21 protein-coding genes are annotated in these 19,363 nt (G+C 40.3%); 2 read left to right on the top strand and 19 right to left on the bottom strand.

The window, feature by feature from the left end; translation table 11 throughout:
- Positions 1 to 58 precede the first annotated feature (58 nt).
- Positions 59 to 1,573, bottom strand: a complete 1,515-nt coding sequence (locus tag JOC86_RS12300) for a tetratricopeptide repeat protein (RefSeq protein WP_205172989.1) — start codon at positions 1,571 to 1,573, stop codon at positions 59 to 61.
- Between the two features lie 167 nt (positions 1,574 to 1,740).
- Between JOC86_RS12300 and JOC86_RS12295 the strand changes: the two genes are divergently transcribed.
- Entirely contained in the window at positions 1,741 to 2,043 is a 303-nt protein-coding gene (locus JOC86_RS12295) for a DUF3862 domain-containing protein (RefSeq protein WP_239587603.1), read from the top strand.
- 247 nt (positions 2,044 to 2,290) lie between these two features.
- On the opposite strand, the gene hisIE is transcribed toward JOC86_RS12295, so the two are convergent.
- The 13 genes from hisIE to hprK all read right to left on the bottom strand — a co-directional run bounded on the left by hisIE (position 2,291) and on the right by hprK (position 13,261).
- Positions 2,291 to 2,929 carry a bifunctional phosphoribosyl-AMP cyclohydrolase/phosphoribosyl-ATP diphosphatase HisIE gene (gene hisIE, locus JOC86_RS12290; RefSeq protein ID WP_205172986.1) on the bottom strand — a complete coding sequence of 213 codons (639 nt, stop codon included), beginning with the start codon at positions 2,927 to 2,929 and terminating at the stop codon, positions 2,291 to 2,293.
- A complete protein-coding gene (gene hisF / locus JOC86_RS12285) occupies positions 2,926 to 3,684 on the bottom strand; it encodes an imidazole glycerol phosphate synthase subunit HisF (protein ID WP_205172975.1) in 759 nt (252 codons plus the stop codon). The genes hisIE and hisF overlap by 4 nt, the downstream gene beginning before the upstream one ends.
- Entirely contained in the window at positions 3,678 to 4,415 is a 738-nt protein-coding gene (gene hisA, locus JOC86_RS12280) for a 1-(5-phosphoribosyl)-5-[(5-phosphoribosylamino)methylideneamino]imidazole-4-carboxamide isomerase (RefSeq protein WP_205172973.1), read from the bottom strand. The genes hisF and hisA overlap by 7 nt, the downstream gene beginning before the upstream one ends.
- Entirely contained in the window at positions 4,412 to 5,041 is a 630-nt protein-coding gene (hisH, locus tag JOC86_RS12275) for an imidazole glycerol phosphate synthase subunit HisH (RefSeq protein ID WP_205172971.1), read from the bottom strand. Before hisH ends, hisA begins: the two co-directional genes overlap by 4 nt.
- A 2-nt stretch (positions 5,042 to 5,043) precedes the next feature.
- A complete protein-coding gene (gene hisB, locus JOC86_RS12270) occupies positions 5,044 to 5,640 on the bottom strand; it encodes an imidazoleglycerol-phosphate dehydratase HisB (protein WP_205172969.1) in 597 nt (198 codons plus the stop codon).
- 105 nt (positions 5,641 to 5,745) lie between these two features.
- Positions 5,746 to 7,017 carry a histidinol dehydrogenase gene (hisD, locus tag JOC86_RS12265; protein ID WP_205172966.1) on the bottom strand — a complete coding sequence of 424 codons (1,272 nt, stop codon included), beginning with the start codon at positions 7,015 to 7,017 and terminating at the stop codon, positions 5,746 to 5,748.
- A 17-nt stretch (positions 7,018 to 7,034) separates the two neighbouring features.
- Positions 7,035 to 7,667 carry an ATP phosphoribosyltransferase gene (gene hisG / locus JOC86_RS12260; RefSeq protein ID WP_472925690.1) on the bottom strand — a complete coding sequence of 211 codons (633 nt, stop codon included), beginning with the start codon at positions 7,665 to 7,667 and terminating at the stop codon, positions 7,035 to 7,037.
- Positions 7,660 to 8,853, bottom strand: coding sequence for an ATP phosphoribosyltransferase regulatory subunit (locus JOC86_RS12255; protein WP_205172953.1), 1,194 nt, complete (start codon positions 8,851 to 8,853; stop codon positions 7,660 to 7,662). Before JOC86_RS12255 ends, hisG begins: the two co-directional genes overlap by 8 nt.
- Before the next feature lie 461 nt (positions 8,854 to 9,314).
- Positions 9,315 to 9,851, bottom strand: a complete 537-nt coding sequence (locus tag JOC86_RS12250) for an acyltransferase (protein ID WP_205172952.1) — start codon at positions 9,849 to 9,851, stop codon at positions 9,315 to 9,317.
- Positions 9,851 to 10,504, bottom strand: coding sequence for a pyrophosphatase PpaX (ppaX, locus tag JOC86_RS12245; RefSeq protein ID WP_205172951.1), 654 nt, complete (start codon positions 10,502 to 10,504; stop codon positions 9,851 to 9,853). Before ppaX ends, JOC86_RS12250 begins: the two co-directional genes overlap by 1 nt.
- Positions 10,501 to 11,442: a nucleoside recognition domain-containing protein gene (locus tag JOC86_RS12240; RefSeq protein ID WP_205172950.1), complete on the bottom strand. Its 942-nt coding sequence runs from the start codon at positions 11,440 to 11,442 to the stop codon at positions 10,501 to 10,503. Before JOC86_RS12240 ends, ppaX begins: the two co-directional genes overlap by 4 nt.
- A gap of 44 nt (positions 11,443 to 11,486) precedes the next feature.
- Positions 11,487 to 12,308: a prolipoprotein diacylglyceryl transferase gene (gene lgt / locus JOC86_RS12235; RefSeq protein ID WP_239587539.1), complete on the bottom strand. Its 822-nt coding sequence runs from the start codon at positions 12,306 to 12,308 to the stop codon at positions 11,487 to 11,489.
- Between the two features lie 17 nt (positions 12,309 to 12,325).
- Positions 12,326 to 13,261 (bottom strand): HPr(Ser) kinase/phosphatase, encoded by a 936-nt coding sequence (gene hprK / locus JOC86_RS12230; protein WP_205172949.1) that lies wholly within the window; start codon positions 13,259 to 13,261, stop codon positions 12,326 to 12,328.
- A 172-nt stretch (positions 13,262 to 13,433) separates the two neighbouring features.
- On the opposite strand from hprK, the gene JOC86_RS12225 reads away from it, so the two are divergent.
- Positions 13,434 to 14,096, top strand: a complete 663-nt coding sequence (locus JOC86_RS12225; protein ID WP_205172948.1) for an N-acetylmuramoyl-L-alanine amidase — start codon at positions 13,434 to 13,436, stop codon at positions 14,094 to 14,096.
- Positions 14,097 to 14,154: 58 nt separating this feature from the next.
- Here the strand turns inward: JOC86_RS12225 and JOC86_RS12220 are convergent, their stop codons facing one another.
- The 5 genes from JOC86_RS12220 to uvrA all read right to left on the bottom strand — a co-directional run bounded on the left by JOC86_RS12220 (position 14,155) and on the right by uvrA (position 19,361).
- On the bottom strand, positions 14,155 to 14,511 hold the full coding sequence (locus tag JOC86_RS12220) for a phage holin family protein (RefSeq protein ID WP_205172946.1): 357 nt from the start codon (positions 14,509 to 14,511) through the stop codon (positions 14,155 to 14,157).
- Positions 14,508 to 14,714, bottom strand: a complete 207-nt coding sequence (locus tag JOC86_RS12215) for a PspC domain-containing protein (protein WP_205172945.1) — start codon at positions 14,712 to 14,714, stop codon at positions 14,508 to 14,510. Before JOC86_RS12215 ends, JOC86_RS12220 begins: the two co-directional genes overlap by 4 nt.
- Positions 14,715 to 14,735: 21 nt before the next feature.
- Complete coding sequence (locus tag JOC86_RS12210; protein ID WP_205172943.1) at positions 14,736 to 15,866, bottom strand: DUF4097 family beta strand repeat-containing protein; 1,131 nt, start codon at positions 15,864 to 15,866, stop codon at positions 14,736 to 14,738.
- A 16-nt stretch (positions 15,867 to 15,882) separates the two neighbouring features.
- Entirely contained in the window at positions 15,883 to 16,197 is a 315-nt protein-coding gene (locus JOC86_RS12205) for a magnetosome magnetite crystal formation protein family (RefSeq protein WP_205172941.1), read from the bottom strand.
- Between the two features lie 287 nt (positions 16,198 to 16,484).
- On the bottom strand, positions 16,485 to 19,361 hold the full coding sequence (uvrA, locus tag JOC86_RS12200; protein ID WP_205172939.1) for an excinuclease ABC subunit UvrA: 2,877 nt from the start codon (positions 19,359 to 19,361) through the stop codon (positions 16,485 to 16,487).
- Positions 19,362 to 19,363: the final 2 nt, after the last annotated feature.

The following is a 19,363-nucleotide window of genomic DNA, read 5'->3' as shown; positions in this document are numbered from 1 at the left end:
GTATTTCCTGCCTATCCATATCCTATAAAATTATGAGCTCATTCGTCCAAAAATATGCTCACGGTAAATAGGTCTCGATAATACCAATATATTTATTAAGAGTGCTTGTTGATATTTGATATAGAGCGGAAATTTCTTTTTTCGTTTTTTTCGCACTACGAAGTCGACTCCAAACAAATTCTGTAGCAGCTGCAAGTGCTTTTGTATTTTGAAACGTTTCTCCCTCTTTTAATCCGCGATAGCCTGTTGCAAACCAGGTTAAAAACAAGCCTGAGTCGACTGCACCAATGGGATGATGTTGTTGATAGAGAATTTTCGCCGTCTCATGAATCAATTTGATTTCATTACTTCCCTTAAACTCTTTTCTAGCGTTCGCTTCCAATATCTCCGCCAAATAGAGCTTTTCCATCAAGGAAAACTCCTCTATGTCCCGAAAATCAGCATGGGTCAGAATTTCCTTGGGGTTTTGTGAAACAGAAATTAAAAACAAGCCGAAGAGTCTCTCTTCAATATATTCGCTTTTCAGCTTCTTCAAAATCGATGGGGTATGGTTTTCAAACCCATCTGGGTGATGGTCTTCGGAACTCCAAGGCTCCATCCCCTCTTTTTCAGGAGTTTCTTTGAGAACTCTATTCCAAGCCTGTTGTGCTGTTTGTGTATGACCCGTATGGTGGGCAGCATGAGATAACCAATAATTAAAGCTGTTATCTCCTTCAAAACCTTGTTTTTGCAAAGCCTTCAGCCATGTAAACGACTTTTCATATTGCCCGATCAATGCAAATGTCGCTCCTAACTTGTAACGGTGCTCTTGTAGCATTGGTCGGACTTTTTCTAATCCCTTTACTAGTTCATCAAGCTCGTCATTTCTTTTTTGGTAAAAATAAAATACGGCTGTATTGCAAAGAGCATGGAGATTTCCAGGGTTTTTTTCCAAGACCTCTTCAAGAGTATCTGTCGCTTTCTGCACTTCCCCAAGATAAAAATAAGCGAGGGCTAAATTATTATAAGCAGACCAGAATTCAGGATATTCTTGAATAATCGTTTGTAGTAAATCAACCGCTCTTTGAAAGTTTCCTGACTCTAGAAGTTCCCGTGCTTTTTCTTGTTTAACAATTAACTCGTCCTGTTCATAAACCGCTTCAAGAGGGTCATCCGAATCCAGTTCAAGTAATTCCAACAAGTCTTCTGCATCCTCTGAAAATTCCCCAAACTCCTCTTTTTCCAGATACGTGCTTACATGTTTGTAAGCTTCTTTAAAAAGACCTAGATGTGCGTAGTTGTTTGCTAGGAAATAGTGACATTCAATCATATGAGGATCTAAATCATCCACTATAGTGTGAAGCAGCTCATTAGATTGTTTATATTCTCCGATCTCTGTATAGACAATGGATAACTGACAAGCAATCATTGGTTCCAAAGGTTCTAATTGAAGAGCCCGGTGCAGGTATTTTTTTGACTTCATTAATTCTCTTCGTTGATACGCCTTCATTCCTTTGTGAAAATAATATTCTCCCGTAGGAACAAAAGACAATATCTTCGTATTTTGCTGTCTTGCCTTTGAACCTTTTCTCATGAAAGTCCTCCGAACGTACAATTTTAACTACAAAAGTATATCACATATAGATGTGTTCCTAAACCACTTATAAAGGATAATTTTTGGAAATGTTGATTCCTAAAGTGAAACAAATTTTGTATTGCTAACGTTTCATCTATTAAAAGGGGGAGTGGGAATTGAAAAGGATGGCGATTACTGGGATTGTGTTGGCTGGCTTCATAATGGGAGCTTGTACATCACCAGCTCAAGAGGAAAATCAACCAACTGCATCTGTGAAGGAATTTGCAGCGATTGAAAAAGGAATGAGCTACGATGAGGTGAAAGAGATCATTGGGAGCGATGGTAAATTATTTAAAGAATCCGGTAAAGGAACAAACAACCACAAATTTGCATACGTTTGGGATGGAGACAAAGGCGGACAATCCTTCATCTACATTACCTTCCGAAACAACAAAGTAATGGACAAACAAGGCAAACAAATGCAATAACGCGTTAAAGCACTCGGGGACGGTTCTTGGTTGCGGTAAAGCTTTACCGCAACCAAGAACCGTCCCTTAATTAGTTTTCTACTAAGTGCCATTTAGGTTATCGTCTGGTTAATAAAAATTTTACTTAATCAGGCAATCCCCACAGAATTTGATGTCGTCTATTCTATTTTATTTAGCGCATTAACGCAATCGAGAACCGTCCCCGGGTGCGGTGACGCGGTACAGTGGTCGAGGACCGTCCCCGAGGTTATTTTTGGTGGCGTTTTTGCAGGACGTTTAAGATTTCTTTTAGTGGGAGGTTTTGTTCCCTTAGGAGGACTAGGGTGTGGTAGAAAAGATCTGCTACCTCCCATTTGAGCTCTTCCTTGTCACGGTTTTTCGCTGCTATGATGACTTCTGCTGATTCTTCTCCCACTTTTTTCAAGATTTTATCGACACCTTCTTCAAATAAGTAGGTGGTATAAGCTCCATCAGGGCGCTTCTCGTAACGCTCTGCGATAATCCTCTCAAGCTTTTGCAAAATCATGAAGCTGTCAAACCCGGAAACTTCATCATCCCCCCGATAAATACTCTCTTCAAAACAACTATTATTCCCCTTATGACAGGCTGGGCCCATTGGACTTACCAGAACGAGTATAGCATCCTGGTCACAATCATACTTCATTTCTACTATTCTTTGTGTATTTCCACTTGTCGCCCCCTTATGCCAAAGCTCTTGACGGGAGCGAGAATAGAACCAAGTTTCCCCACTTTCTACCGACTTTCCTAATGACACGTCATTCATATAGGCAAGGGTTAGCACCTCTTTCGTCAATACATCCTGAACAATGGCGGGTACGAGTCCGTTTTGATCCCATTTAATCTTACCTAGCACATTTTCCTTCATCGAACATGTACCCCTTTCTCCGTTAAATAATTTTTCACTTGCACTACACTCGTTTCCTTGTAATGAAAAATCGAAGCCGCAAGAGCAGCATCCGCTTTTCCATCTGTAAAAACTTCAGCAAAATGCGCAGCATTCCCAGCCCCTCCAGAAGCAATAACCGGTAGTGACACCGCTTCTGCTACCGCTTTTGTAAGCGCAAGGTTAAAACCACTTTTGGCGCCATCGCTGTCCATACTCGTTAACAGAATCTCTCCTGCTCCCAATCTCTCCGCTTCGGCTGCCCATTCAACGGCATTTTTCCCTGTTGTATTCCGACCTCCATGAGTAAAAACTTTCCAAGTTTTCGACTTACCATCGTATTTCGCATCAATGGCCACGACAATACATTGGGAACCAAAATAATCGGCTCCTTCTTTGATTAAAACCGGATTTAAAATAGCAGCTGTATTCAAAGATACTTTGTCTGCACCTGCTCTTAGAATTCTTTTCATATCGTCAACAGAATTAATTCCCCCACCTACCGTAAAGGGAATCGCCAGTTGAGAAGCAACGGATTTAACGACTTCTACCATCGTTTTCCTACCCTCATGTGACGCAGAAATATCAAGGAAAACAAGCTCATCTGCACCTTGGTGATCATAGATTTTAGCCAGTTCCACTGGGTCACCAGCATCTCTTAGTTCAACAAATTGTATCCCCTTCACAACACGTCCATCTTTGACATCAAGACATGGAACAATCCGTTTCGTTAGCATGATGACCTCACCTCTTCAATCGCTTGTCGAATAGACACTTTACCCGTATAAATCGCCTTTCCAACGATAGCGCCTCCCACTCCATCAGAAGCATACTTCCTTAGCATTTTTAAATCATCCAGAGAACTAACTCCTCCTGAAGCAATCACTTCTTTTCCAGTATGCTGAGCAAGTTCTTTTACGGCCTGAACGTTTGGTCCTGAAAGCATTCCATCTGTTGCAATATCGGTAAAAATAAACGTCTCAGCTCCGGCTTCAGCAAACTCTTTTCCTAACTGGACGGCCTTGACCCCTGAAGTTTCTAACCAGCCATGGGTGGCGACATAGCCATCTTTTGCATCAAGGCCAATCGCTAGCTTGTCACCATAAATGGTTAACCACTCTTTTACCAAGTCCGGTTGTGAAACGGCAATACTTCCTATAATAACGCGATCAACGCCATTTTCTAAATAATGATCAATATCCTCTTTCATTCGAATCCCGCCTCCAATTTGCACTTTAGCCGGAAGCTCCTTTGCCACTTTGATCACAAAAGCATCGTTTACTCGCTTCCCATCTTTCGCACCATCAAGGTCTACCATATGGATCCATTCTGCTCCTTCATTTACAAAACGCTTTGCCATTTCAAAAGGGGAATCACCGTAGATTGTTTCTTGGTTATAATCACCTTGGATTAACCGTACACACTTACCTCCACGCATATCGATGGCAGGATAAATCGTAAAGCTCATTTTATCGTCTCCAATCCTTTAACAATATTCGTGAAGTTTTGGAGCAGCCCCATTCCAAGTTCACTACTTTTTTCCGGATGAAATTGCATTCCAAAAACATTCCCTCTTCCCACAACAGCAGGGATTTCCTCTCCATAATAAGTTACTGCAATTTGATCCCTTTGTTCCATATCAGAGGCATAATAGGAGTGAACAAAATAAACATAGCCTTCTGCTAATTCATTTAAAATAGCCGATTCGTGTGTAAAAGTAATCTTATTCCACCCCATATGAGGGATTTTCAATTGTTCTTCTTTTCTAGGGATTCTTGTAATTCTTCCTTGTAGGAGACCAAGTCCTTGCCACTCTCCATTTTCCTCACTTTTTTCAAAAAGCAGCTGCATCCCCAGGCAAATTCCAAGCAAGGGCTTCCCTTCTGCCGTATAATCCTGGAGAAATTGATCAAGCTTTTGTTCCTTTAAAAGCTTCATGGCATCTCGGAATGCACCTACTCCTGGCAAAATTAACCCATCCGCTTTTTCCAGTTCTTTTGGACAATCACTTAAGAAATAAGGAATATCAAGCCTTTCAAGAGCCTTACTGACACTAAACAAATTCCCCATGCCGTAATCAATGATGCCTATCATATCTATAACATCCCTTTCGTGGAAGGTACTCCTTTTATCCGAGGATCGATCATCGTTGCTTCATCAAGAGCACGACCAAGTGCCTTAAAAACCGCTTCAATCATATGATGTGTGTTATGTCCATAGTGAACGATGACATGAAGATTCATTCTCGTTTCAAGGGCTAGTTTCCATAAAAATTCATGAACTAATTCTGTATCAAATGTCCCCACCTTTTGAGAAGGAAATTCTGCTCTCATCTCTAAATGAGGACGATTACTCAAGTCGACAACCACTTGGGCAAGGGCTTCATCCATAGGGACAAATGCGTTTCCATAACGCTTTATCCCGCGTTTATCCCCTAGTGAATGAAGCAGGGCCTGTCCGAGGACAATCCCAATGTCCTCTGTAGTATGATGATCATCAATCTCAATATCTCCCTTAGCATCAATTGCTAAATCAAAATGACCATGCTTCGTAAACAGGTCCAGCATGTGATTCATAAACGGAACACCCGTCTCAATATCTGAAAATCCTTCCCCATCAACGGAAAAAGCCAAATTAATATCCGTCTCATTCGTCTTCCTCGACAACTCATATTTCCGATCCACAAACTCCATTCCACTTCACTCCTTTAACGTCCTGCGGGACGGTTCTCGATTGCTTTAATGCAATCGAGAACCGTCCCCGATCGCTTTAATGCGTTACATAAATAAATCCCCGGTTTAATCTTTTGTAAATCTTACTTCCACAGCTCTCGCATGGGCTTCGAGGCCTTCGAGTCTTGCAAGGGCGGCGATTTTTTTATAATTTTGCTCCAATGCTGCTTTACTATAGGATATGATGCTTGATTTTTTTATAAAATCGTCTACATTCAACGGGCTTGAGAAACGGGCCGTTCCGTTTGTCGGCAATACATGATTTGGCCCAGCAAAATAGTCTCCTACAGGCTCTGAGCTAAAACGGCCCAGAAAGATCGCCCCGGCGTGACGGATTTTGGCCATTACATCCATTGGATCTACTGTCAAAATTTCAAGATGTTCGGGAGCTAACTGATTCACAACCTCAATGGCATCCGCTAGCTCCTTAACGACATATATGGCTCCAAACTGTTCGATTGATTTTGCGGCAATAGCTCGTCTTGGAAGATCTTCTAATTGTCGGTCAACCTCCCTAGAAATTTCTCCAGCTAACTCTTCAGAAGTCGTCACCACCACTGCAGAAGCATTTTCATCATGCTCTGCCTGTGACAATAAATCAGCAGCCGCCTCAACGGGTGATGCCGTCTCATCCGCCAACACGACAATCTCACTCGGACCCGCGATCATATCAATATCAACATCGCCGAATACCTCTCTCTTAGCAAGTGCAACATAAATATTCCCAGGCCCGACAATTTTATCTACCGGTTTGATTGACTCTGTTCCATATGCCAAGGCTCCAACCGCTTGAGCCCCACCGACTTTATAGATTTCTTCTACACCAGCAACCTTTGCCGCCACTAACACACCAGCAGGGATCTTTCCATCTTGATCAGGAGGAGAAACCATGACAATCCGTTTTACACCCGCGACCTTTGCTGGAAGAACATTCATTAATACAGAGGACGGATAGGCCGCTGTGCCACCGGGAACATACACGCCAACTGAATCAAGCGGGGTCATTTTTTGCCCTAACAATGTTCCGTTATCTAAAGTTTTAAACCATGACTCTCGTTTTTGCATGCGGTGGAAATCTTCAATATGATTGGCGGCCTCTTCAATAATTCCGATCATTTCCGAATCAATTTCACCGAATGCTTTCTCTATTTCAACTTCGGTTACCCTATGTCTCTCTATACTTACACCGTCAAATCGCAAAGTGAAATGATGCAATGCCTTATCACCTGATTTTTTCACTTCTTGTAAAATGTTGACAACACTTTTACGCTGTTCACCTGTGCCATTGTCAACAGATCTCTTAATTGAAATTTGATCGTTCACTTGTAGGATTTTCATTGGTCCCCTCCTTTTCTTTAATCATTTTGTTCTATCACATCTGTTAATCGATTCACCATTTCTTCAATTCTTTCGTCCTTCATTCGGTAGCTAACAGGATTAACGATTAACCTAGAAGTAATTTCGACAATTCTCTCTGTTTCTACTAATCCATTTTCTTTTAATGTTCTGCCTGTCGACACGATATCTACAATTCGATCAGCCAACCCTATTAATGGTGCTAATTCAATCGAGCCATTCAGTTTAATGATTTCTACTTGCTCCCCTTGCTCACGAAAATACGTCGATGCTACATTCGGATATTTAGTGGCAATCTTAGGAGCTACTTCATTGAGCCGTGCTCCTGGTAGTCCAGCCACCGCTAAATAACAGGCACTAATTTTCAAATCTAAAAGCTCGTAAACATCCCGTTCCTCTTCAAGCATCACGTCTTTCCCTGCTATCCCGAGATCTGCTACCCCATGCTCAACGTATGTAGGAACATCCATTGGCTTCGCTAAAATAAATCGTAAATTCTCTTCCGGCACTTCGATAATGAGCTTTCGAGAAGCTTCAAATTCAGGGGGCAATTGATATCCGGATCTACGTAATAATTCAACTGCTTCCTCAAAAATTCTCCCTTTCGGCATCGCAATCGTTAAATCACGCATCATCATCCACCTGCCTTTGACTTCTTCCGATAAAGTAGTGCACATCGCTAAACCGTTTTGAAAAGTCATCGACCTCGTCAATTCCTTTCCAATCTTGAAGGACAACCTTCTTACCTTGTTTACGTAGTATACCTGCCAGTTCAATCGCTTCTTTTCTCCGTTCAGCGCTAAAAAGGACACACTCTAAATCAGATTCAAAAGATAACGTTCCTAATGCCTCTAACGTGTAATCTACTCTTAATGCAAATCCGGTTGCCCCTGACTGTTTGCCGAACTTCTCAAGAAGCTTGTTGTAACGTCCTCCATTCCCAATCGCATAGCCAACATTATCGGCATATACCTCAAAAAGAATGCCAGAATAATAGCTCATATGACTGACAAGGCTTAAGTCAAATTTCACGAAGTCCTCAACACCAAAATCACATAAAATGGCCCATAGTTCTTGGAGCTGTGCCAGAGCCTTTCTTCCTTCTTCATTTCCTTCTAATAATGGGAAAGCCTTATCTAATGATGCCTGTTCTCCTCTCAAATTTAAGAAGGATAATAGGCGCTTCTTATCAATCGATGAAAGCGAAAGATTTTCTATATGTCGTCTGTATCCAACATAATTTTTTTCATATAAGTATCTTCTTAGAATATTTGCTCGCTCTTCTGTTCCTAAAATTTGCTTAAACAGAGCGTGTACAAATCCAATATGTCCAATCGAAATCTTAAAATTCTTCAATCCCGTTTCCCTCAGGACAGATACCATTAATGCAATGACCTCTCCGTCTGCACTGACGGATGCATCTCCAATACATTCAATCCCTACTTGTTCAAACTCAGCAGGTCGGCCACCTTCTCGCTGTTGGGCACGAAAAACATTTGCTGTATAAGCTAATCTGAGCGGTCGTTCATCCTTTAATAATTTTGAAGCCGCTACCCTTGCTATGGGTGCGGTCATATCCGGTCTTAAGACAAGTGTATGTCCCTGCTGATCTAGTAATTTAAAAAGCTGTTGATCAAGAATGGCTGATGCTTCGCCGACCGTTTCATAATATTCTAATGTTGGGGTCTCAATAAAACGATAGCCCCAGCCATTTACGGTTTCTTCCATTATTTTTTTCAATGTGTGTTTTGCTTCGTATAAATGAGGAAAGGTATCTCTCATCCCTAATGGCTTCTCAAACATAAATAGCTTCGACATAATGACCACCTTACTCTAAAGAATCCACTCTCTATTAATCAATTTTCTCTTATCTAGAGATTGGTATATATCCAATATTCAAAATCCTTTACTTCGCTAATGAACTGAAGTTATTTAGTAGTTTAACATAGAACGGTTCAAGGCACCACCCGGAATTTGTCGGACACCAGAAAAGTAGAAGCGCCTCGTATAGAGGATGAAAGGCTAAGTTTTCCACTTCCTTTGGCAACGCCTTTCTAACCCACATCCTGTGGGCCTCTGACAAGCATAAGTCGAGTCACCTAGAAGGTGTAATCTTTCCCTTTCTATACGATTTGGCATATGTCTCGAGGAGCTAGGCGCTTATGCTTGCCACTGCAAACCTTTCTTCCCTTAAACCACTCCAAAATTCCCCAACTTCATTTAACTCTAAAAATACAAAAAAACCGTCCTTCCATGCATTATGCACAGAGAACGGCTTTCTATCCCTTTTCATTACCATAAATCGGATCATCTTTCCATCTTGCTAAAAGCTCTTCAGGTGTATAAATCACTTTCATCGGATTCCCTCCAACAAAGGAGCCTGAAGGAACATCCTTATGTACAAGAGTGCCCGCAGATACAATGGCCCCGTCACCGATTTCCACACCTGGAAGAATCGTTGTATTCGCACCGATCATCACTTCACTGCCAATCTCCACTTCCCCCAAACGGTACTCTTTTATCAAATATTCGTGGGCCAAAATTGTCGTGTTGTATCCAATCACCGTATTTCGACCGACTGAAATTTTTTCGGGGAACATGACATCTACCATAACCATTAGAGCAAACGAGGTCTGCTCGCCTACCTTCATCTTTAAACAATTCCGATACAGCCAATTCTTCATTCCAAGAAAAGGGGTGTACCTGGCCAGTTGGATCACAACAAAATTTTTCACGACCTTTACAAAAGGGACTGTTTTATAAACATGCCACAACGAATTACCACCACTGACCGGGTACCGAGTGGTTCTTCTCATTAGTGTCCGACTCCGACAACATCTAATAAATCAGCCATCTCTTTTAACATAAAATCAGGCTCGAAGCCGGCTAAATGCTCACGGCCTTTTGCACTCCAAGCGACACCCGCAGAAAAAGTCCCAGCATTTTTCCCAGCTAGAATATCATGATGGTTATCACCAACCATAATGGTTTCACCTGCTGAAGCCCCAAGCTGTTCCAAAGCTTTCTCAATTGGTTCTGGATGCGGCTTCGCATGTTCAACTTCATCCAAGGTAATCACGACATCAAAAAATTTATCCAATTTTGTTAACTTTAATCCTTTTAAGACACCATTCCTTGTTTTTGTAGATACAATTGCCAGCTTATACCCATTTTCATATAAAGTCTTTACCGTTTCATAAACCCCTTCAAACTCCGTAACTAACAAATCATGATTCTCCAAATTATACGCACGGTACCTTTTGACCATTTCATCAACCGTATCAGGATTTACCTTTTGAAAGGACTCCTCTAAAGGCGGACCCATAAACGGGAGGACATCATCTCTTCCATACTTATTTGGAAAATAATAATCTAATGTATGCAAAAAAGAGGAAATAATTAATTCATTCGTATTAATTAAGGTTCCATCTAAATCAAATAAAATCGTTGTAATGTTTTGCTTCTTCATAATGTTGCTTCCTTTCCTTTTGACACTTCTAGTTTTCTCCAGACAAACGCGACCACTAGTGTTAAGAGAATAGCTGTTACTAGTCGAATGATGAGTAATGGAAGCACTGGAATACCTAACGGGATGAAGATAAGGGTATCTTCCACAACTGCGTGACAGGATACAAGAAAAATAAAGGCAATGGTGACATCCTTCTTACTTACACCATCCTCTTTAACAGCTTGAATCATGACACCAGCCCCATAAGCCAATCCTATAAGCAATCCTGCAGCTAATGTTGTCGATGTGTTCTCATTCATTCCAAGCGCTCTTGTAAACGGAGACATCCATTTTGAAAAGACTTCAAGCCATTTCTTATCCTTCATAATTTGGATCACAATCATAAGCGGGATCACAATTAACGCTAATTGCACTACTCCGTATCCTGCTTTTTGTAGACCCACCAATAAGATCTCTCCCCATCCATCTGGGATCGATTCTTGTGGAGGAACCATTCCATATTGCGCAAGCTCACCTCCACCATCCCATACAAGATTAATCACAATGGCGGAGAAAAACGCTAATCCAAGCCGAACAAGCAGAATGACCCACATTTTAACGCCCACTTTAGTGGCAACACCCGATTCAATCAGAAGATTATGGGAAAACGATAGCATTACAGCCACTATAAATACTTCTTTCACCGTTAGCTCTAGTGAAAGGATTCCAGCTATTCCCGCGTATAAGTTCAAAAAATTCCCGAGTACAAGCGGTATTGCAGCATCTCCCGAAAGGCCAAGCAACTTCATAAAAGGAGAAATCACTTTCATCACCCATGGAAGAACTGGAGTATACTGTAAGATAACGACAATTAGCGTGACGGGAAAAATTATTTTCCCGAGCGACCACGTTGTTTTTAAACCAACAACGGTACCATTTTTCACAGATGTTCCAAGCATTTCTCCCTACTCCCTCTTTAAAAGATTCTCTCCTAACTTAAAGGCTATGCATCGATTTCATTATATTTTTTAGCGGCATGCCCCTTTGTACGACGGTAAATCCAAATGGCCACAGCTACAACAATTAAAGCAATGGAGAGGACTTGAGCAACCCGTAAATACTCTGTAAGCATCAAGCTATCTGTTCGTAGCCCTTCGACAAAGAATCGGCCGACCGAATACCAAATAATATAGGTTAAGAACAGCTCTCCTCGACGTAAATTAACCTTTCGTCTCAAAATTAACAGAAGAATAAAGCCAGCTAGATTCCAAAGTGATTCATACAAGAAGGTTGGATGATAATAAGCACCATCAATATACATTTGATTAATAATAAAGTCAGGAAGCATGAGATTTTCTAAAAACTGACGAGTGACTTCCCCACCATGGGCTTCCTGATTCATAAAATTTCCCCAACGACCAATTGCTTGCCCTAGAATGATACTTGGGGCCGCAATATCGGTTAATTTCCAGAAAGACAATCCCTTTACCTTTGCAAAAATCAATGCTGTAATAACAGACCCAATTAAAGCACCATGGATGGCGATTCCACCATTCCATATCGCAATAATACTACCAGGATTATCTACATAATACTCCCATTCAAAGGCAACGTAATAAATCCTCGCACAAATAATCGCAGCAGGAATTGCCCATACAACTAAATCAATAAACGTATCTTCAGGCATCCCAAGCCTCTTACTTTCTTTTACAGCCAAATAGAGAGCCAGTGCAATTCCAAGACCAATAATAATCCCATACCAGTGCACCTGAATAGGTCCAAGTTCAAAGGCTATTGGGTTCAGCGGGGTAATAGTCTGTTCCATTATCTGTTCTCCTTTTCTTATAAGTCTTCGTGTTCTCCATCTATAATGACATCGTTCAGTCGATTTGTGAACTGCTCCGCTGCATTAACTCCCATACGCTTTAGTCGGACGTTCATTGCAGCCACTTCAATGATCACGGCAAGATTTCGACCTGGACGAACTGGGATCGTTAATTTCGTAATATCCGTATCAATGATTTTCATTGTTTCTTCTTCAAGACCTAAACGATCATATTGTTTGGTTTGGTCCCATAGCTCTAAGTTTATACATAGAGTGATTCGTTTATAACTTCTCACTGCTCCAGCACCAAACAAAGTCATCACATTGATAATCCCAAGACCTCTAATTTCTAATAGATGTTCGATCAATTCTGGAGAACTTCCAATGAGTGTGTCAGAATCCTCTTGTCTAATTTCAACACAATCATCTGCTACAAGACGATGTCCCCTTTTCACAAGCTCGAGTGCCGTTTCACTTTTACCTACTCCACTCTTCCCCGTAATAAGGACCCCAATCCCATAGATGTCGACAAGCACTCCATGTACAGCCGTTGTAGGGGCTAATTTACTTTCAAGGAAATTCGTTAATCTACTAGAGAAACGAGTAGTCTTCATCGGAGAACGCAAGACTGGCACAGAATGTTTCTCAGATGCGGTGATTAATTCTTCTGGAATGTCTAATCCTCTCGAAATAATAATTCCCGGAGTAATATCAGTACATAACTCTTCCATTCGTATTTCTCTTTCTTTATCACTTAATAATTCTAAGAAAGAAAGCTCAGTCATTCCAAGTATCTGGATTCGCTCAGCTGGATAGTAATTAAAATACCCAGCCATCTCTAGTCCCGGCCTTGAAATATCACTCGTAGTGATTGGTCGGTGTAATCCTTCTTCACCACTCACAAGTTCAAGATTGAATTTTTCTAATATGTCTTTTGTACGGACCTTCGCCAAGGGACATCCTCCTTTTTCTTCTAATGAGGGTAAAAATCTATATATGTTTAAGTACTTTCCTATTTTAGCATTATTCCCTTTCAAACGACCAGTCCTGCTGATTTTTTAAAGGTGTCCCAATTCTTGTTCACTTCTCTATATAACAAATGAAGATCAAAAAGGAGGAGATGGAATGATTATTGTCTTAGATGCGGGTCATGGCTTAATGACTCCTGGAAAGCGGACACCAGATGGAATGAGGGAATACGAATTCAATAGGGCTGTAGCAAAATATGCAAAGGAGAAACTAGAATCCTATAATCATGTTGAAGTTAATATAACACACTCTGATCACCTCGATGTTCCACTTCAAACAAGGACAGATTTTGCAAACAGTTTGAAAGCACGTTGCTTTGTTTCTATTCATGCCAATGCTTATGGTCGAGGTTGGAATGGCGTTGGTGGGATTGAAACATATGTCTATCCATCCCCAACCGCTGAAGCATCACGACTTGCTAAGAACGTTCAAAATGAACTCATCAAGCATACAGGACTACGAAATCGCGGCGTGAAAAGAGCTAATTTCCATGTTTTAAGAGAAACGAAGATGACCTCTATCTTAGTAGAGTGTGGTTTTATGACAAATAAACATGAGGCCACATTATTAAAATCAGGTGCCTATAGAAAATTGTGTGCAGAAGCAATTGTAAAGGGAATCGCCTCAACCTATTCATTAACGAAATCCACCAAGCTTTACCGGGTTCAAACAGGTGCTTTTTCTAATTACGAAAATGCCATGGCGCTTTTAAAAAAATTAAAAAATGCTGGATTTGATGCTTTTATCAAGAAGAGCTGAAGATTTGAGTTCTTTGTTAATAAAAAAGAGTTGACCACAAATAACAGGCCAACTCTTTTTATTTTTCTTTCATCGGTTCTATAACCGCTTTTTGAATGACTAAATTGACAAGTGCTAAAATGACTGATGCCAGCAGAGCCATTCCAAATCCGTCTATTTCGAATGAGCTCCCCATTATTCCATCAGTAATCAGTAGTGTAATGGCATTAATCACGAACAGAAACAAACCTAGAGTCAAGATCGTAACAGGTAGGGTTAAGATAATGAGTATGGGTTTTACCAAAACGTTCAATATAGATAAAATCAAGCTGGCGATAATTGCTGAACCAAAGCCGGATACTTCAAACCCTTCGAAATACCCAGCAATAGCTAAAAACAATACAGCATTAATAATAATCCCAATGATCCATCTCATTCGACTATCTGATCCTCCTCATTCGGGAGCACAAAGGTTAAGAGAGCATAGACAATGACTAGTGGAAAAAATCCTGTTGGAAACAGGGCAATAATAAAAATAACCCTTAATATCGTTGCACTGATACCGATAGTATGTGATAGCCCTCCCAATACTCCTGCAACCTTTCGATTTGAACGTGATCGAGCTAATTTGTTTCTCATGACCATCAACCTTTCTATTTCTTAAGCTTCATCATATATATCATTTGTCGGTTCATACTTTTTTATGAGGACCGATCCTGTTTTAGTATCTGCAAAAATATGAAGCTTATCTGCTAAATCTCCTTGTTTTGAAAAACGAATGTGTTTTTGGACGACTTCATTTTTTTCCTCTATGACTTCTATTCCCTTCATCGCCATCTTAAAACTACCCAAATTCGATTTCGCTTCCCCTTCAATCGTCATATGTTCAGGAACATACAAGTCGATATTCCCTGTAACCGCTTTGGTGTGAATCGTATCTGCTTTTTCACCTGTTAATGAGAGGACAACATTTCCATTTAAAGATTGGAGATCGCTGTAGTGGATATCTCCTTCAACAAGAATTTTGCCATTAATCGATTCCACTTCCATCTTTTCTGATACAACATCTAATAATTTTATCGCTCCATTTGACGTATCAATCTCCGCTTTTTTACTTTTTAATCCATTTACATCGATTCTGCCATTAGCTGTTTTGAGTTTAAGAGTTTCGGTATCAAGCGTATTGGCTTTGATCCCCCCATTAAAAATTCTTACATACATTTTTTCATATTGCTGCTGAGGAAAGTATATTTTCGTATCAACCTTCATCCACTTTAATTCAGTTCCGTAGCGGAGAGTGCCATTTTCAATCGAGAATGTCGTATTCGCTAGAAAACTCCTTCTTGCTGCTTCCTCATCGTCTGTTCGATAAACCTTTGCCTTACATTCTATTCGCACTTCATCTTGATCCCACGGATAAAGCTCAACCTTTCCGTTGGCAACATCCACTGAAACCTCTCTTAGTAACACTTCTGATTGTTGAAAAACATGTGAAACTTCAACAGAATGATTGATTTGAAAATCAAAATCAAAGTTTTTAATTTTATTGAGTGCCGATTGCATGAAATCCATGAGCTTATCCTTTTGCTTATGTGAGGAAGTCTTCTCTGATTTTTCTTCATTTTTCTTTTCTTCATGAGCATCCGCAACCAATTCATTAAAGAGGTCTTTCTCTTTTTCTTCTTCTGTCGCTTTTTCCTTATCCAATGCTTCTAAAAGCGCTAATGCTTCTTGTGCGGATATGGTTCCCTTTTCCACTAATTCCAATATACGTTTACGTTGTTCACTCATATTTTAACTCCTCCAATTAAAGTAGAATCTTAATTCCTCTATAAATATTCCAAATCATCACTACGATACTCAATAAAATCGATATTCCTATCCCCATACTCATAAAGAACGGAAAACCGCTTCCCGTCGCAAGAATACCAATGTCAAAAAACACTCCAGCTATGACCAACGGAACAGCTATTACAGGCAGCAAATGAGAAAGAAAAGCAACCTTCGCGTGATTCTTGACCTCTGGATCCTCGGCAATAAAATAGACGATAATCGGAAAAATGAAACCAGCGAAAAATATACTGAAATAACAGAGAGAAGATAGTAGTTTGTTCGTCTCCATTACAACTTCAACTCCTTTACTACTATTTACGTTACGCATTAAAGAAGGTTTCAATGAGTTGAAAATTTTGCAGATCAGTTTTCCAATTTCACTTATAAATATTTTTACACATATCAAACCTTTCTCCCTCCTACCAGAGACGGAATAAAAATCGGTTTGAAGCTGTGTTTTTAATCAAGCTAGAATTGAGCGTTAGTTGATTTACTATAAAAAGAGGGTATAAAAAATGGCCTCCTAACATGGGAGTGGCATGCAATTGCTCACTTCCCCACGTAGGAAACCATATTTTAAGAACTGGTTACTTCCTCTTTTTCTTTTATCCGTTTATTCATTCTGTCTCGATCTCTTACCAATATCGGCTTTAGATACCTTCCGGTGTAAGAAGCCTTTACTTCCGCCACTTTTTCAGGTGTACCTTGAGCGACAATCGTTCCACCTTTGTCTCCACCTTCAGGTCCTAGATCAATAATATAATCGGATGCTTTAATGACATCTAAATTATGCTCAATGACTAAAACGGTATCACCATTCTCTACAAGTCGTTGAAGAACGGTTAGTAAGCGGGAGATATCATCAACATGCAGTCCAGTCGTTGGTTCATCTAAAATATATAGGGATCGGCCCGTAGAACGCCGATGCAGCTCTGACGCAAGCTTAACACGCTGAGCCTCTCCTCCCGATAAGGTTGTAGCTGGCTGACCAAGCTTTATATAGCCTAACCCAACATCGGCAATGGTTTGTAGTTTACGGTTTATTTTTGGAATATTTTCAAAGAAATCCAGTGCCGCTTCAATTGTCATTTCTAATACATCTGATATGTTTTTCCCTTTATATTTAACTTCAAGGGTTTCTCGATTATATCGTTTTCCATGACACACTTCACACGGAACATAAACATCTGGAAGGAAATGCATTTCAATTTTAATAATGCCATCTCCTCGGCAGGCTTCACAACGTCCACCTTTGACATTAAAACTAAATCGACCTTTTTTATAACCGCGTACTTTCGCTTCATTGGTGGAGGCAAAAACATCACGAACATCATCGAAAACGCCGGTATAAGTAGCAGGATTCGACCTCGGAGTTCTCCCTATTGGTGATTGGTCAATATCAATGACCTTGTCTAAGTGTTCCATCCCTTTAATCTCTTTGTGTTGACCAGGCTTTGATTTTGCCCTATGAAGTTTTTGCGCAAGAGATTTATGAAGAATCTCGTTGATTAATGTACTTTTCCCTGAGCCAGATACTCCGGTTACAGAAGTAAATACTCCTAATGGCAGCTTTACTTTTACATTTTTAAGATTGTTTTCCTTCGCACCTACAATTTCAATGAAACGCCCATCGCTCTTTCGCCGTTCAATTGGCAATGGGATGAACTTTTTCCCTGCTAGATATTGTCCAGTTAATGAATGAGCATCATTCATCACTTCTTCTGGAGCACCAGCTGAAACGATATTCCCGCCATGCACCCCTGCACCAGGACCGATATCTATTAAATAATCAGCTGCAAGCATAGTATCTTCATCGTGTTCTACAACAATGAGAGTATTGCCGATATCCCTCATATTTTTTAACGTATCAATTAATCGGTCATTATCTCTTTGATGTAGTCCAATAGAAGGTTCATCTAATATATAAAGAACGCCCGTAAGACGCGATCCAATTTGGGTTGCTAAGCGAATCCGTTGTGCTTCACCACCTGAAAGTGTCCCTGCTGCACGACTAAGTGTTAAGTATTCTAATCCTACATTGACAAGGAAACCTAAACGCTCACGAATTTCCCTAAAAATCATATTAGCGATCTTCATTTCTTTCTCAGTTAAATCAAGATTACGAAAGAATTGATCAGCTTCTTCAATAGAAAATGCTGTTACCTCGCCAATATGAAGTGAATCAATTTTAACTGCGAGAGTCTCGGGCTTGAGACGATGGCCCTTACATTGAGGACAATCCTGCTGGGCCATATATTTCTCCATTTGTTCACGAATGTAGTCTGAACTAGTTTCTTTATAGCGCCTCTCTACATTATGAATAACCCCTTCAAATTCAATATAATTCTCTCTTACTTGCCCAAAATCATTTTCATACCGGAAATAAATTTCCTCGTCTTTTGATCCATAAAGGACTTTATCTAATAATGTTTTTGGAACATCCTTCAATGGCACATCCATATCAATACCATAATGATTACACACAGACTGAAGAAGCTGTGGATAATATTGAGAACTAGATGGTTCCCACGGTGCAAATGCATTTTCATTTAGACTTCGATCCCAGTCTGGAATGACCAGGTCTTCATCTACTTCTAATTTTGTACCTAATCCATCACATTCTGGACAAGCCCCATAAGGACTATTAAAAGAAAACATACGTGGTTCAAGCTCACCAATTGAAAACCCACAATGTGGACAAGCATGATGCTCACTAAAGAGAAGTTCTTCCTCACCAATAACATCAATAATAACTCGGCCATCAGCAAGGTTTAGTGCCGTTTCTAATGAATCGGATAGTCTTGATTCTACTCCATCTTTTATAACGATTCGGTCGACAATAACCTCAATGGAATGTTTCTTGTTTTTCTCTAACTCAATTTCATCGGAAAGATCGCGTAATTCTCCATCAACTCGGACACGAACATATCCTTGTTTTTTTATATCTTCCAAGGTTTTGACATGTGTCCCTTTTCGTCCAGAAACAATAGGTGCCAGAACCTGAATCTTTGTTCGTTCTGGGTATTCTAGGATGCGATCCACCATTTGTTGAATCGTTTGAGAGCTAATCTCCACACCATGAACAGGGCAAATCGGTCGACCTACCCTTGCAAAAAGAAGCCTTAGATAATCATAAATTTCAGTAACGGTCCCTACCGTAGAACGTGGGTTACGGCTCGTTGTCTTTTGGTCGATGGAGATAGCCGGGGATAATCCCTCAATAGCATCTACATCCGGTTTGTCCATTTGACCAAGGAATTGACGAGCATAGGCTGAAAGTGACTCAACATATCTTCTCTGTCCTTCAGCATAGATAGTGTCAAATGCAAGAGAGGATTTCCCAGAGCCTGACAGTCCAGTCAATACGACAAGTTTATCCCTTGGTATCGTTATATCAATATTTTTTAAATTATGAGCTCTTGCTCCTTTGACGATAATTTGATCTATTGCCATTA

The sequence above is a fragment of the Rossellomorea pakistanensis genome, from assembly GCF_016908495.1.
Taxonomy (GTDB): domain Bacteria; phylum Bacillota; class Bacilli; order Bacillales; family Bacillaceae_B; genus Rossellomorea; species Rossellomorea pakistanensis.
This window is presented reverse-complemented; position numbering and strand designations above follow the sequence as displayed.

Excerpts from the sequence above, each read along its gene's own strand:
- JOC86_RS12225 (WP_205172948.1), top strand. The coding sequence starts at position 13,434 with ATGATTATTGTCTTAGATGCGGGTCATGGCTTAATGACTCCTGGAAAG.
- hisIE (WP_205172986.1), bottom strand. The coding sequence starts at position 2,929 with ATGAAGGAAAATGTGCTAGGTAAGATTAAATGGGATCAAAACGGACTC.
- uvrA (WP_205172939.1), bottom strand. The coding sequence starts at position 19,361 with ATGGCAATAGATCAAATTATCGTCAAAGGAGCAAGAGCTCATAATTTA.
- JOC86_RS12295 (WP_239587603.1), top strand. The coding sequence starts at position 1,741 with ATGGCGATTACTGGGATTGTGTTGGCTGGCTTCATAATGGGAGCTTGT.
- JOC86_RS12240 (WP_205172950.1), bottom strand. The coding sequence starts at position 11,442 with ATGCTTGGAACATCTGTGAAAAATGGTACCGTTGTTGGTTTAAAAACA.
- JOC86_RS12220 (WP_205172946.1), bottom strand. The coding sequence starts at position 14,511 with ATGAGATGGATCATTGGGATTATTATTAATGCTGTATTGTTTTTAGCT.
- hisA (WP_205172973.1), bottom strand. The coding sequence starts at position 4,415 with ATGAGCTTTACGATTTATCCTGCCATCGATATGCGTGGAGGTAAGTGT.
- hisH (WP_205172971.1), bottom strand. The coding sequence starts at position 5,041 with ATGATAGGCATCATTGATTACGGCATGGGGAATTTGTTTAGTGTCAGT.
- hisB (WP_205172969.1), bottom strand. The coding sequence starts at position 5,640 with ATGGAGTTTGTGGATCGGAAATATGAGTTGTCGAGGAAGACGAATGAG.
- JOC86_RS12255 (WP_205172953.1), bottom strand. The coding sequence starts at position 8,853 with ATGTCGAAGCTATTTATGTTTGAGAAGCCATTAGGGATGAGAGATACC.
- hisD (WP_205172966.1), bottom strand. The coding sequence starts at position 7,017 with ATGAAAATCCTACAAGTGAACGATCAAATTTCAATTAAGAGATCTGTT.
- hisG (WP_472925690.1), bottom strand. The coding sequence starts at position 7,667 with ATGCGTGATTTAACGATTGCGATGCCGAAAGGGAGAATTTTTGAGGAA.
- ppaX (WP_205172951.1), bottom strand. The coding sequence starts at position 10,504 with ATGAAGAAGCAAAACATTACAACGATTTTATTTGATTTAGATGGAACC.
- JOC86_RS12215 (WP_205172945.1), bottom strand. The coding sequence starts at position 14,714 with ATGAGAAACAAATTAGCTCGATCACGTTCAAATCGAAAGGTTGCAGGA.
- lgt (WP_239587539.1), bottom strand. The coding sequence starts at position 12,308 with ATGGAACAGACTATTACCCCGCTGAACCCAATAGCCTTTGAACTTGGA.
- hisF (WP_205172975.1), bottom strand. The coding sequence starts at position 3,684 with ATGCTAACGAAACGGATTGTTCCATGTCTTGATGTCAAAGATGGACGT.
- JOC86_RS12300 (WP_205172989.1), bottom strand. The coding sequence starts at position 1,573 with ATGAGAAAAGGTTCAAAGGCAAGACAGCAAAATACGAAGATATTGTCT.
- JOC86_RS12250 (WP_205172952.1), bottom strand. The coding sequence starts at position 9,851 with ATGAGAAGAACCACTCGGTACCCGGTCAGTGGTGGTAATTCGTTGTGG.
- JOC86_RS12210 (WP_205172943.1), bottom strand. The coding sequence starts at position 15,866 with ATGAGTGAACAACGTAAACGTATATTGGAATTAGTGGAAAAGGGAACC.
- JOC86_RS12205 (WP_205172941.1), bottom strand. The coding sequence starts at position 16,197 with ATGGAGACGAACAAACTACTATCTTCTCTCTGTTATTTCAGTATATTT.